The following is a 13,585-nucleotide window of genomic DNA, read 5'->3' on the forward strand; positions in this document are numbered from 1 at the left end:
CACCCCAACATGTCCAAGCAAATCGACACCCCCCTTGTCCCTCACATGCGTAGCCTTCACCGCCGCCGGCTGTTGCAAGCATTTGCAGCGACTTCTGCGGCCTGGGCTATGCCTGCCGTATGGGCCCAGGACGACGGCGCCAAACGAACGGGAGGTGGGGGACGCCTGGTACTGGTGTTCCTGCGCGGCGCCTACGATGGGCTGTCCGCCCTGGTACCCCACGGCGATGCACACTACTACGCAGTTCGGCCCAACATTGCCATTCCAAAGCCCGACGGCAGCAGCCAGACTGCGCTTGCCCTGGACGCACAGTTCGGTCTTCACCCCGCAATGGCCGACTTGTTGCCGCTGTGGAAAGAAGGGGTTCTTGGCGTGGTGCCGGCGGCGGGTTCGCCCGACGCTACGCGTTCGCACTTTGACGCGCAACACCATTGGGAAACAGGCATTCCCGGCAAAAACAGCCATGCGAACGGCTGGATGAATACCCTGGCGGGTTTGCAAGACGGCGTGCCCCCTGCCCGCAATACGAGCAGCGGCTCACGCAGCCTTGCAGCAGCCATCGGCGTTGGCGAGGCCAATCCTCTGATTCTGGCCGGTAGTGCAGCCGTTCAACTCGTTCCTAAAGGACAAGCTGCAACCCGCCAAGGCGCACTGGGCAATCCGCGCACGCGCGATGCAGTCATGCAGCTTTATGCAGGCGATGACGCGCTGTCGCGCACGTTTCGGGCTGGTGCCGACAGCCGTGCGCAGACCGCGAACATGTTGAGCATGGATGCGGATGGCCATGCCATGGACAGCGCGCAAATGCAGGCGGCCAACAACGGCGCAGGCCCTGCACAAGGTTTGCTGCTGGATGCACAGCACCTGGGGACCCTGATGCGCCAGAACAAGCGACTGCGCCTGGGTTTCCTGTCGGCCGGTGGCTGGGATACGCATGCAAACCAGGGCGGTGTAACGGGCGCGCTAGCCAACAACCTGGGCAACCTGTCGGCGGCGTTGGTGCAATTGCGCCGGGACTTTTCACAGCCGAATGATGTTGTCATGGTGTGCAGTGAATTCGGCCGCACCACGGCAGAAAACGGTACCCGCGGCACCGACCATGGCCACGGCAACGCCCTATGGTTAATGGGCAATAAGGTCAACGGCGGCCGCTGGCATGGTGCGTGGGATGGACTGGCATCTGCCAACTTGCATGAAGGCCGCGACCTGCCAGTGCGCCATGACTACCGCGCAGTATTCGCCCAGGTGTTCCGTGCCAGCCAAGGCTTGCACATGGCCGAACTGGACCAGCTATTCCCCGGCTTCGCGTGGGACAAATCGCTGGACGGATTGATGCGCGCTTAAGTGGCCGAAAACCCGGCAAAGCCCTTGGCGCGCAGAACGCAGGCTGGGCACTCACCGCAGCCATAGCCCCAGGCGTGGCGATGCGCCCGGTCACCCAGGTAACAAGTGTGCGTGTGCTCCACGATCAGGTCTACCAGCGGCTGGCCGCCCAGATCATGCGCCAAAGCCCAGGTGGCCGCCTTGTCTATCCACATCAGCGGGGTTTCAATCAGGAAGCGCTTGTCCATGCCCAGGGATAGCGCCAGTTGCATGGCCTTCATCGTGTCATCGCGACAATCGGGGTAGCCGGAGAAATCTGTTTCACACACGCCGGTGACGATGACTTGCAAATCCCGCCGGTATGCCACCGCGGCCGCCAGCGTCATGAACAGCAAGTTGCGCCCGGGCACAAAGGTGTTGGGCAGACCGGTGCTCTCCATGCGGAAAGCGGTGTCACGGGTTAGCGATGTCTCACTGACAGCGCCCAACACGGCCAAATCCAGCATATGGTCTTCACCCAGCTTGTGGGCCCACTGCGGAAACTGTGCGCGAATTTCCTGCATCACCACCAGGCGCGCATTCAGTTCCACGCTGTGGCGCTGGCGGTAGTCGAAGGCAATGGTTTCAACGCGTTCGTAGCGTTGCAGGGCGTGGGCCAGGCAGGTTGTGGAGTCCTGGCCACCAGAGAAGAGTACGAGGGCGCTGGTATGCATGGCCCCGATGTTAAAACACGGCACCAACCGATCGCCGTGCGGCGATCAGAGGCGTTCGTTCTTTTTGATGGTGTGCGGGTCGTAAACCAGCACTTCCTTGGCCAGGTTGCCCGGCGTATCGGATGGAGTCGCCGGCACAGGCGGATTCAGCTGGTTGTTGACCTGTTCGAGTTGCACGGCACTGGCACTGGCCGTCCACAGATTCTTGATGTGGTCCATCAGCAGCTGGTACATCGGTTTGGGCGGCGGGTCTTCCACCTTTTCGGTCTCCGGCCTGTGGATGGTCCAGTCCTTGGGCGCCGTGGCCGCTTCGGTACCGGGCCTTGCTGGATCGGAAACACTGGAATAAATGGCCTGGCCTTCGCTGGTATGCAGCGCCGGGTTCACCAGGTTCACGACACTGGGTACCGGCTCCAGGCTGGGATGCGCACTCACCGCAGGGTTCACCGGGGCCACCGGTATCACCCTGTTTGCCCCAGACGAAACCGCATCCACGCCGCTGGGGCGCAGATGAGGGCTTCGATCAATGGTTGGCAACTGCATTTTGTTTGGGCTTTTGGCCCCTCCACTTACTTTTCTTCGTAGACGTAAGTTTCTTAACGGCAGATTTAGAGGGTTATTTAGGCCTATTTTCAAAAAAATCTGCAAATAAATGCGGAGTTTCCCTAAAAACCCGGCTTTCGCACCGCATTGGTGCGTTTTTTCACTTCCAGCGTCAACGGTACACGCCAACAAACCGGTCCAGGATGGCCGCATGGTCCTCAAACAACTGGTCTTCCAGCTCCGCCAGGCCGGAAATGGGGATCCACCTGGCCTCCATCGCGTCGTCCGCGCCCCGGATTTCAGGCAAACGGATGCTGCCCAGGTCAAAGTGAAAGGCATGGGTAATCAAACGGCCGCGCGCGCTGCGCAGCGGGTGGTCAAACACCTGGCTGGCCTTTAGAGCCTGGCGCATCGTGGATTCCAGTGTCTTGAAACCGGTCTCCTCGTGCAACTCGCGCAGCGCTGCTGTGTAGAAGCGTTCGCCCTTGTCGACAAAACCACCCGGCAGCGCCCACTGTCCGTTGCCCACGTCGCCGCCGCGGCGTATCAGCAGCACGTGCCCATTGGCAACCAGCACGGCATCTGCCGTCAGGTAGACATCGGCCGCCCACTTCTTGCGGTACTGCACTACCGTGTTGTGCTCCTTCACTCGCTGCGCATACACCGGCAGCCGCGACCAGGCCTGCAGGTAGGCCAACACATTGGCATGGACATGCGGGCGCAGCACCGCCAGCCGCGCGTCCGGATCCGTCCCCTCAAAGAACACGTTGCGCAGCGACGTGGCGTCAATGTCGAACTCCTGCTGCACTTCCTGCCGCGCCCAGGTTGGGAAATGGTCCAGGTAGTAGCTGGTGTGGTCCTTTTTGAAACCCGCCAGCGTCACCGGGCCCTGGCCACCGGTGAGTTGCCGCACCCCTTCGCGCACTGCCGCGTTCCAGCGGTCGTCGTCAAAGTAGTCACGCACCGGCAAAAAAGTGACGCGGCCTGCGTCCTCCGGTGGCAGCGCGGCCTGAACCATGGCGCGGCGTTCTTCCCAGTTGAACGGGTTGCGCACATCGCGCGAGCGAAACGCAGAACCAATCACCACAATCACCTGCTGCGCTGCCGCCAGCGCGGCCTTGAGCAGCGTCTCGTGCCCTTTGTGGAACAGTTGCCAACGGCCCACGATGATGGCCGTGCCCGGTGGCGCGCTGGGTGTGGAGTCTTGCATGGTGCGTTGCCTCAGGTGATCAGGTTAAGCGTATTGAACGGCGGCTATCGGTACCTGGCGACCGCTGCCAAAGGCCCTGCCCCGCACCCGCAGCACGGGCGGTGCCTGGCGGCGCTTGTACTCATTCCGGGCGATCATTTTTTGAATTTTGATGACCAGGGCAGTTCCCTCGGGCGTGGCCCGCAGCTCGGCCATCTTGGCATCGCAAGACGCCCGCTCCCACTGTGGCAGGCGATCGCCTTCTATCAGGTGCTTGAGTATTTCGTCCAGCACCTCGTAGGGCGGCAGGCTGTCGGTGTCCTTTTGCCCGGGCGCCAGTTCGGCCGACGGCGGTTTCTCAATGATGGAAGCCGGTATCAGCTCCCGCCCCGCCGCGGTATTGATATGGCGGCACAGCTCAAAGATCTCGGTCTTGAACAGATCGCCGATCAGCCCCAAGCCGCCATTGGTGTCGCCGTACAGCGTGCAATAGCCGACCGACACCTCGCTCTTGTTGCCGGTGGTCAGCAGCAGATGGCCAAAGCGATTGGAGTATTCCATCAGCGTCGTGCCGCGCACGCGGGCCTGCAGATTTTCCAGCGGCAGGCCTTGCAGCGCTTCGCCAAACGACGCGGCATAGGTTGCCTCAAAGGCCGAGACGATGGATTTGATCGGATGCTCGATCAGCGTGACGCCCAGGTTGCGGCACAGCACCGCCGAGTCCGACACACTGCCCTCGCTGGAGAATTTGGACGGCATCGTGATGCCGACCACATTGCTTGCACCCAGCGCCTCGGCCGCCAGGACCAGCGTCAGCGCGGAATCGATACCCCCGGAGGAACCCACCACCGCCTGTGTGAAGCCGCAACGCCGCGCGTAGTCCTTGAGCCCCAGCACAATCTGCTGGCGGTAGAACTCCATCGTGGGCAACCCGGACTGCAGTACCGCCGCCAACGGAGCACCTGTAGCCAGTGAGAAAGCCCGCTTGACTGGGTCAAAACTCAGCGTGCGCACATCTTCTGCAAAGCGCTGCGCCTCATACACGACGACGCCCTGGGCATCCACCGCAAACGATGCGCCGTCGTACACCAATTGATCGTGCCCGCCAATCTGGTTGACGTACAGCAGCGGGAGCTTGTGCTTGCTGCAAGCCGATCCAAACACCGTGTGGCGCTGCTCGCGTTTGCCGATGTTGCTGGGGCTGGCATTGATGGAGACCACCAGATCGGGCGCGGCATCGGCCAAGCGCTGGAAGGGGTTCACGCCGTAATCCAGCCCCTCGTCGTTCCAGCCGTCCTCGCAGATCATCAGGCCGATCTGCACATCGCCCACCCGCAGCACACGCGCCACATCCGGGCCGGGTTCGAAGTGGCGACGCTCGTCAAAGATGTTGTAAGTGGGCAGCAACTGCTTCGCGTATTGCAACAGCACCTCACCATTCTTCAGCACGATCAGGGCGTTGTAGAACGGCTTGCCAACGCCTACTCGGCGCAACGGCGCACCCACTACCCAGTACAGCGCGGGCGTTTCTCGGGTCGCCATCTGCAGCTGGGCCAAGCCCGCCTCAATGCGCGCCTGAAAATTGGCATCGTCCAGCAGGTCACCGGGGTAGTAGGCCGTGAGGCTCATCTCGGGAAACACCACGATGTCTGCGGCATCATCACGCGCCTGGCGCGCGGCGCGCAGCATCAGCGCGATGTTGCCGGTGATGTCTCCAATCGTGGGGTTGATTTGGGCACTGGTGATGCGCAGCATAGTGGGTCCTCGCTATGGTGTTCGAGCTTAGTCGGTCTTGTTGAAAACCTGGCGCAGGTAGGCCAGAAAGGTCTGGTCATCGCACAGCGTCTTACCAGGCGAATCGGACAGCTTGGCCGTGGGTTGGCCATTGCAGTGGACCAGTTTCATCACTATGTTCAGGGGCTTGAGCCCTGTGTCATTGCTCAGGTTGGTGCCGATGCCAAAGCCAGTTTGCACGCGGTCGGCAAAGTGGCGGTGCAGGTCGATGGCCGTGGGTACGTCCAGTCCGTCCGAGAACACCAGGCGCTTGGCGTGCGCGTCCAGCTTGAGCTTGGAATAGTGGGCCAGGGCCTTCTCGCCCCACTCCACCGGGTCGCCGCTGTCGTGGCGCAGACCATCAAACAGCTTGGAAAAGTACAGGTCAAAGTCGGCCAGAAAGGCGTCCATGCCGACCACATCGGTCAGTGCCACACCCAGGTCGCCGCGGTACTCTTGTACCCAGGCTTCCAGCGCCGCTTTCTGAAAGCCCTTGAGCTGCACACCCACCGCCTGGAAGGTCTGCAGGTATTCGTGAGCCATCGTGCCGATGGGTACCAGGCCCAGCTTCTTGGCCAGGTAGACGTTGGATGTGCCTTTGAAGACCTGCGGCACTTCACGGGCCAACGTGGTCGTCACTTCTTCTTGCCATGCGCCCGAAAAGCGCCTGCGAACACCGAAATCGAAGAACTCGAACGGATGGCGGCGCGTCTCGCCGTTGGCTGCGTAGTCGCGCAACTGGGCGATCTTGGCCTGCAGGCGCGCACGGGCCTCCGTCAGCGCGGCGACCCGGGCGGGGCCTTGTGCCAGGCGGCGGAAATACAGCTCATTGACGATGGCCAGCACGTAGATCTCGAAACCCATCACATGTACTTGCGGCCCCTTGGCGACCACGTGCAGCGTATCGCCCTCTGTGCTGACGGTTATGAATCGGCGCTGAAACTGGAACAGCCGCAGAAAGTCGGTGTAATCCGACGACAGGTAGCGCAGCGCGCCCAGATAGGCCAACTCTTCATCGGTAAAGCGCAGCGCACACAAGGCGTCCAGCTGGGCATTCACATCTGATGCCAACTCGGCCAGCGGGAATGCCGGCGTATTGCGGCAGACAAAGCTGTACTCGGCCTGGTTGGTCGGCATGGAGTGCAACATGGGCTGCTGCATCGTGAACTTGTACAGGTCTGTCTCCAGCAAACTGTGTATCACTGGCCGGAACATCTCTGGTTGGGGCATCATCGCGACTCCTGAAAACGGTGGCTTATGAAAGTGTTCGTTCGACGCCAGTAGTTGCTGTGTTTTGCGTCTATTGAAGGGATTGTATCAGTTAATTGCATTTTGCAATTAACTTAATGGGCGACTGAAAACCTGGCCCACACACGATACGGCACCCTTTGGAAGCGCAGAAACTGCAAGCAAAAAACGGCTGTAGCCCTCGTCTAGCTAGCGTAAGCAGCTACTATTTTCATAGCATCCTACCGGCTAGCCCGCCGTCAACCGTGGGACGCAGAACCACCCAGCAGCGCAGCCAGCTCCGCCAAGGTCGCAACGGTATGGTGCGGCCGCGCCGCGTGGGTCCACGCATGCTGGCCGCGGTTGACCCACACCGCCTGCAGACCAGCGTCGAGGGCACCCAATACATCCAGCGCCGCGTCGTCGCCGACGTGCAGCACATCGGCCGGCAGCACACCCACCGCACGGGCCGCCGCGTGGAAGATGCGCGCATCGGGCTTGGCGATGCCACATCCGCTGGCACTGAGGCTGTGCGCAAAGAACTGCCCCAGTCCGACGCGCGCCACGTTGGCGTTGCCATTAGAAACTGCAATCAACGGAAAACGCGCAGCCAGGGCAGTGAGCGCCGGCAACACATCCGCATACAGCTCCACCTGCATGCGCTCGGCAAAAAACACGTCAAATGCCGGCTCCGCCAGACCAGCATCCTCGCCCGCGCGCTGCAGCGCAGTGCGGATCGATTCGCGCCGGATGGCGCTCAGGTCGTGGCCCAGCTCAGGCCGGGTCTGCAGCACGTGGGCGCGCAGTGCCAGGCGCGCATCCTTGTCTGCGAACACGGCGGCGGCACCCGGCGCACGCTCGGCCAGCCACGCCGCCAGCGCCTGCTCTGCACGCTGAATGGTCGGCCATATGGGCCACAACGTGTCGTCCAGATCCAGCGAAATGGCCTGGATGCGGGTGGTGTCCAGCATGGTCAAGGCAGCTCCCGCGCCCGCGCACTCTGGTACAGCGCGTACCATTGCCCGCGGGTCAGCACCACCCGCTGCGCGTCCGCACAGGCGCGTATGCGCTCGGGGTTGGCCGTGCCTATAACAGCTTGTATGCGCGCCGGGTGCCTCAGCAACCAGGCCAGCACGATGCTTTCTGGCGCCACGCCGTGCTCCTGCGCCAACTGCTGCACCAACTGCACCGTCGCGACCACCGCCGGGGATGCATCCTTAGGCGCCCCGCCGCTGTACCAGCCCTTGCCCAACGAGCCCCAGGCTTGCAATGCAATGCCCTGGCTCTGGCAGTAGTGCAGCGTGTCGCCCCAGACCCGGGACGATAGACCCTGCGCGTCGTTGAAGCAGGTGTCGGCATCCAGCCAATCGGTGGTCAGCAAGCTCATCTCCAGCTGGTTTGCCACCAGCGGGGTCTGCAACCCGGCCACCAACTGCCGCAACTGGCCCGCGTGCATGTTGGATACGCCCAACTGACGCACCTTGCCAGCCTCAAACAGCGTGCGCCACGCGGTGTTGATCTCGTCGGGGTCCATCAGAGGATCGGGCCGGTGCAGCATCAGTATGTCGATGTAGTCAGTGCGCAGGCGGCGCAGGCTGGCATGCACGGCGTCGATGATGTGCTCGGCCGACAGATCGTAGCGCTTGGGTCCACCGGCATCGGCAAAGCGTATGCCGCACTTGGTCTGTAGCTGCATGTGCTGGCGCAGGCTGGGGCGTTGCTGGAACAGCGCACCAAAGCATTGCTCGGCCTTGCCAAGTGTGTAGATGTTGGCATGGTCGAACAGCGTGATGCCGATATCCAGCGCGGCCTCTACCGCAGCCTGCGCGTGGGCTACATCTTCGGGCCGCAACGGGTCATGGTTCCAGCCGCCGCCCAGGCCCATGCAGCCATAGATCAGGCGGGAAGGCGATACGGAAGTGGGTGAATTTGGTTTTGTCATTATTCGGCGTTGAATGTTGGTGACCGTTTCAGCTCGCTATTGTCTTTGAGACGGCGGGCAAACTGACGACGAATTGGCAACCTTTGCCGACCAGTCCGTCCTCGATGTGCACACTGCCGCCCAGCCGTACACAGGCCTGCTTGACGATGGCCAGCCCCAATCCGGCACCGGGCGAAGCGTGGTCGGTCCCGCGGTGGAAGCGCTCAAAGACGAGTTCTCGCCGGTCAGCAGAAATACCGGGGCCGTTGTCTGCCACGGTCAATAGCAGGCAACCACCGTGCTCAGCCAGACTCACAACAATCTTGTCGCCCGGCTCGACATAACGAATGGCGTTGCCCACCAAATTGTGCAAGATAGACTTGAAGGTTTCGCGCTCCGAACATACCCACAGCGCATCAGGTGCCTGCAGACTCACCTCAATACCCCGCTGTAGGGCACCTGCAACCAGCAGAGCCAACTCAGCCCGTACTTCTTGGGCAATATCTACGTCGACCGCGTCCAAGCCGCGCTCTGCATCCATATGGGCTAGTTGCAGCAATTGACCAATCAAATGCGATGTACGCGCCAGCGCCCTGTCCAACCGCTGTTCAGCGTCGACCCGCGCTGCGGAGTCTTGAGCCAAAACCAGCACGTGCGCTTGTGCTGAGATCACTGCCAACGGAGTGCGCAACTCGTGCGCAGCCTCTTGCACAAATGCGGTCTCTCGGGCCACTTTGTTGCGCAGCCTATCCAACAGGGCGTCCAACGCCTGCTGAAGCGGCTTCATCTCTCCATACTTGGGAACAATCCCGGTGCTCGACAGGTCATCGGGACTGCGTGCACGGATACGGGACGACATGTCGCGCAATGGCAGCATGCCGCGTGACACCGCCAGCCATATGACTGGAAATGCCAGCACATAGGCGAGCAGAAGATCGGGCAACAAGGCCTTGGCAATCGCGATGGACACCCACTGCGTACCCGCGTTTGCCTGGGCGACCACGACATTCCAACGCGGCGATTCAACCCGAAAAACATCGAATGCACGGCCATGGATATCCACCCTGCTGACGGCGCCAAATGTTCCATGCAAGGCATCTTGGCCCGCTTCCTCCGATGCGTAGACCAGGCTTTCCTGCTTGTCCCACAAAAACAGAACCAGCGCCGCAGGATAACCATCTACACGGTAAATGTCGTTTTGCAGGCGCGCCACGCCACCTATGAATGCACTGGCCTGCGCTGCATTTTCAAATCGCGATACCTGTTCTGAAACCAGCGTGCTCAGCCTCTTGATTCTCGTATCACGCCGCTCTGCGTCGGTCCCTACGTAGACACCACGGACCACCAGCGCCAACCAAACCAGCACAAACGCCAGCGACATGGCCAACAGCACCCTGCGCTGCAAAGTGGGTTGCAACAAACGCTTCATGGCTGAAAGTAATAGCCAACGCCGTGAACCGTGACGATGCGCTGCGCACCAATCTTGCGACGCAAGTTGGACATATGCACCTCGACCGTGGCAAAGTCCACCGGGTCACCCAGCGGCTCCAAACGCTTGGCCAACGTGCCTTTGGGCACCACGGCCCCGGACTCACGCGCCAACTCCAACAGCAGACGAAATTCGCGTGGGGAGAGGTCCAACTCGATCCCGTTGATCGTGGCTACAAACCGGCGCGGCTCGATAGACATGTCACCAAAGGCCCAGATTTCGCTGGCCTGTTGCGCAGAGCGCCGGCATACCGCTCGAATACGAGAAATCAACTCAGCGGTTGCAAAGGGTTTGACGACGAAATCATCCGCTCCACCATCCAACCCGGTCAACCTGTCTTCCAACGCGGAGCGGGCCGTAATCACCACGATCGGCACGGTGCTGCCTTGCTTGCGCCAACGAGACAACAGATCGAATCCGCTTCCATCGGGCAGGGACAGGTCCAACAATACACAGTCAAGGGCAGTGCGATCAAGGCTACGCGGCGTATCCACGATGCGGCGCAACCACTCGCTGCTAATACCCTCCAATTTGAGCGCCTGCTGCAAGGCACCCCCCAGGTCCAAGTCATCTTCAATCAACAAGATATGCATGCCTGATTATGTGGGCATCAACCTTGGGCAAACCCTAAGACCCGCCTCGCTGGCACCGGTCCAAGTGCTGCATTCGTCTTTAGAACTGCCCAAGGTTTGCACCGGCAGAATCCGTCGGTCTTAAAGATACTACGTTACGGGGTTGATAGGCGTGGCATATGCCTTCTGACCCACTTTGGTAAACCTGCTCCGACGTTAATAGTTGCCTGTTCCACCGCAAATACCTGCCCATGAAACTACTTCCACTTGCTCTGTGTCTTACCGTTTTGGCTGGTTGCGCCAGCGCACCCACCCGTCCTGACACCATCGCCCGCGGCGACTACGGTCAAACCCAGGCCTACGCCACCGAATTGATCCAGTATGAAATGGCCAAACATGGGGTGCCGGGCCTCAGCATTGCGCTGGTGGACGACCAACGGATTGTCTGGGCGCAAGGCTTTGGTTTTTCTGACGTGGGGAAAAAAATACCGGCTAGCGCAGACACCCTGTACCGGGTCGCTTCCATCTCCAAGCTGTTCACGGACACAGCTGCCATGCAACTGGCAGAACAAGGCCGCATCGACATAGACCAACCGCTACAAAGATACCTCCCGGGCTTTGCGCCCAAGACGTATCAACCGCAGGCGGCGATGACAGTGCGCCAGCTGATGACCCACCACAGCGGCCTGCCACGCGACCGGCTCAAGGGATTTCAAAACCCCGAGCCCCGCCCATTTGCCGAGCTGGAACAGGAGCTATCCGACGAATACGTGGCCTACATGCCGGACCAGCACTTTTCTTACTCCAACGTCGGCATATCCCTTGTAGGCAGGGTTGTAGAGACGCAGAGTGCCACGCCGTTCGCGCAGTACATGCGGCAGTCCGTGTTGGCGCCTATGGGAATGTCCCACACTTCGTTCGATACCGGGCCTGCGGCTTCGGCCCAGATGTCACTCGGATACCGCAAGAATGAAGCGGTGCCGGAGATCCCCTTGCGGGATGTGCCCGCCGGTGGACTCAATTCCAGCGTCAACGACTTGAGCCGCTTTATGGCCATGGTGTTCGCCGATGGCGCTTCAGGCGACCAACAGATCTTGAAGCCGCAGACCGTCGCCGAGATGCTGCGCCCGCAGAACACGGCGGTCCCACTGGACTCCAATTTCCATGTGGGCCTGGGCTGGATGCTGAGCTCTTTCGGCAAATCCACGATACAGAATGCTGGACCCGTAGCACACCACGGCGGCAGCATAGGCATGTTCCGCAGCGCCTTGTACGTGTTGCCGCAGCACAAGCTGGGCGTGGTTGTGCTTGGTAACTCCAACAGCGCGCAAGGGGTGGTTGACCGGATAGCCACTGAGACACTGAAACTGGCCCTGCAAGCCAAGACCGGCATTCAGCAGCCCGCGTACACCCCGACGGGCTGGGCGGATGGTGCTGTGCCCACATCGGCTTTGCGAGACTATGCCGGTGACTACACAACGACGTGGGGGCTGGTCAAAATTCGCGCTGAAGGAAAACGCCTGAAGCTTGAAGCGTTGGGCCGGAATTTCGATCTACGCATGCGCACCGACGGCCTGCTGGGTCTGGACTACACCCTGCTGGGTTTCATCCACCCTAATCTGGGTCCTCTGAGCGAGATGGGGTTCACCTACAGATCCGATGAAGGCGGGCGCGACCTGTTGATAGCCCGCATTGGCGCACAAGAAATGCTGGTGGGTCAGCGCATTGCTCCACCGCCTGATCTCACCCTATGGCGCAAGCGCCTGGGCGACTACACCATCACCAATCTGGGGTTGGACCCCAAGGTTGCGGAACGCATCCGTCTGGTTGAAGAGCATGGTTATCTGATGCTGGCGCTCAACACATCCGATGCACCCGGCGAAACGCTGCGCGTCGTCTTGATGCCGGTGTCGGACACCCACGCCCGGGCACTGGGACCGCTGGCGCAGGGCGGCGAGACCGTGCGCGTGGTGACCGTAGATGGCGTGGAACATTTAGCCTATTCAGGCTACCTCGCAAAAAAACAGTGAGACCCGGCTAAGGAAACTCAAGCCCTGCACCCCAAGCGCGTTTCGTGCCCGCGAAGCCTGTCAAGTGTGAGGACCCCTTCGCCAATAGGCCAGGCAAGCATCTGCCAGGGCTTGCGTCGGATCGATACTGACAGCCAGCAAATCCGACGCAATGTGGGCCAGCCCCACCGGCACCTCCGTGCAAGCCATCACCAAGCGTGTCGCGCCGCGGTCCACCAAACGCTGAGATGCCTGTTCCAGCAGCTGGCCACCCCGCTCCAGCGCGCCCTGCTTGATGGCATAGCAACCCGGCGTGAACAGCGTGTCGAGCTCCTGCGGTGTGTTGACGACAAAACGAATGCCACGCGCCTCCAGGTGCGATCGGTACAGGCCGGCGTCCAGCGTGCCGCGTGTGGCGACCAGCCCCACCACAGTGCCTGCAGATACACCGCCCGCAGCGTCCAGCGCATCCAGGCTTGCTTGCACGATGTGGATGATGGGTGCAAGGCTGGCGCTGGCCAAGGCGTCAAACCACGCATGTGCCGTGTTGCAGGGTATGACGATGCGGGTCGCCCCCGCCGCATTGAGCTGCGCAATGCCGTGCAGCATCGCGGGCAGCGGTGATTCGCCGGTGCCGGCCAATGCCTTCTGCCGGTCAGGTATTTGGGGGACGTTCCACACCACGGTGGGAATATGGTCCTGGTCGCGCCGCACGGGTGTGGACGCGATCAGCTTCTGCAAAAAGTCCAGCGTGGCCAGCGGCCCCATGCCGCCCAGCACACCAATCAACGGCGCTATATCGGTCGCCTCTGCCAGATCAGCCACC

At 61.3% G+C, this 13,585-nt stretch carries 12 protein-coding genes; 2 read left to right on the forward strand and 10 right to left on the reverse strand.

Annotated elements, in window-relative coordinates; translation table 11 throughout:
• Positions 1 to 9 precede the first annotated feature (9 nt).
• On the forward strand, positions 10 to 1,344 hold the full coding sequence (locus AC097P_RS13400) for a DUF1501 domain-containing protein (protein ID WP_479610912.1): 1,335 nt from the start codon (positions 10 to 12) through the stop codon (positions 1,342 to 1,344).
• Here the strand turns inward: AC097P_RS13400 and queC are convergent.
• From queC to AC097P_RS13445, 9 genes are all read right to left on the reverse strand, one after another.
• On the reverse strand, positions 1,341 to 2,036 hold the full coding sequence (gene queC / locus AC097P_RS13405) for a 7-cyano-7-deazaguanine synthase QueC (protein ID WP_479610913.1): 696 nt from the start codon (positions 2,034 to 2,036) through the stop codon (positions 1,341 to 1,343). The two genes, AC097P_RS13400 and queC, sit on opposite strands and share 4 nt — an antisense overlap.
• A gap of 45 nt (positions 2,037 to 2,081) precedes the next feature.
• Positions 2,082 to 2,579 (reverse strand): hypothetical protein, encoded by a 498-nt coding sequence (locus tag AC097P_RS13410; protein WP_479610914.1) that lies wholly within the window; start codon positions 2,577 to 2,579, stop codon positions 2,082 to 2,084.
• 172 nt (positions 2,580 to 2,751) lie between these two features.
• Positions 2,752 to 3,789 (reverse strand): bifunctional nicotinamide-nucleotide adenylyltransferase/Nudix hydroxylase, encoded by a 1,038-nt coding sequence (locus AC097P_RS13415; protein WP_479610915.1) that lies wholly within the window; start codon positions 3,787 to 3,789, stop codon positions 2,752 to 2,754.
• A gap of 24 nt (positions 3,790 to 3,813) precedes the next feature.
• A complete protein-coding gene (locus tag AC097P_RS13420; protein ID WP_479610916.1) occupies positions 3,814 to 5,523 on the reverse strand; it encodes an NAD+ synthase in 1,710 nt (569 codons plus the stop codon).
• A 27-nt stretch (positions 5,524 to 5,550) separates the two neighbouring features.
• Complete coding sequence (gene pncB / locus AC097P_RS13425; RefSeq protein ID WP_479610917.1) at positions 5,551 to 6,774, reverse strand: nicotinate phosphoribosyltransferase; 1,224 nt, start codon at positions 6,772 to 6,774, stop codon at positions 5,551 to 5,553.
• A 254-nt stretch (positions 6,775 to 7,028) separates the two neighbouring features.
• Positions 7,029 to 7,739, reverse strand: coding sequence for an HAD family hydrolase (locus AC097P_RS13430; RefSeq protein WP_479610918.1), 711 nt, complete (start codon positions 7,737 to 7,739; stop codon positions 7,029 to 7,031).
• 2 nt (positions 7,740 to 7,741) lie between these two features.
• Positions 7,742 to 8,710: an aldo/keto reductase gene (locus AC097P_RS13435; protein WP_479610919.1), complete on the reverse strand. Its 969-nt coding sequence runs from the start codon at positions 8,708 to 8,710 to the stop codon at positions 7,742 to 7,744.
• Positions 8,711 to 8,738: 28 nt separating this feature from the next.
• Positions 8,739 to 10,118 carry a sensor histidine kinase gene (locus AC097P_RS13440; RefSeq protein ID WP_479610920.1) on the reverse strand — a complete coding sequence of 460 codons (1,380 nt, stop codon included), beginning with the start codon at positions 10,116 to 10,118 and terminating at the stop codon, positions 8,739 to 8,741.
• On the reverse strand, positions 10,115 to 10,771 hold the full coding sequence (locus tag AC097P_RS13445; protein WP_479610921.1) for a response regulator transcription factor: 657 nt from the start codon (positions 10,769 to 10,771) through the stop codon (positions 10,115 to 10,117). The genes AC097P_RS13440 and AC097P_RS13445 overlap by 4 nt, the downstream gene beginning before the upstream one ends.
• Positions 10,772 to 11,001: 230 nt before the next feature.
• On the opposite strand from AC097P_RS13445, the gene AC097P_RS13450 reads away from it, so the two are divergent.
• Positions 11,002 to 12,780 (forward strand): serine hydrolase domain-containing protein, encoded by a 1,779-nt coding sequence (locus AC097P_RS13450; RefSeq protein ID WP_479610922.1) that lies wholly within the window; start codon positions 11,002 to 11,004, stop codon positions 12,778 to 12,780.
• 60 nt (positions 12,781 to 12,840) lie between these two features.
• On the opposite strand, the gene cuyB is transcribed toward AC097P_RS13450, so the two are convergent.
• Positions 12,841 to 13,584 carry a cysteate racemase gene (cuyB, locus tag AC097P_RS13455; protein WP_479610923.1) on the reverse strand — a complete coding sequence of 248 codons (744 nt, stop codon included), beginning with the start codon at positions 13,582 to 13,584 and terminating at the stop codon, positions 12,841 to 12,843.
• Between the last annotated feature and the right edge of the window lies 1 nt (position 13,585).

The sequence above is a fragment of the Rhodoferax sp. ZS1R8 genome, assembly GCF_056521325.1.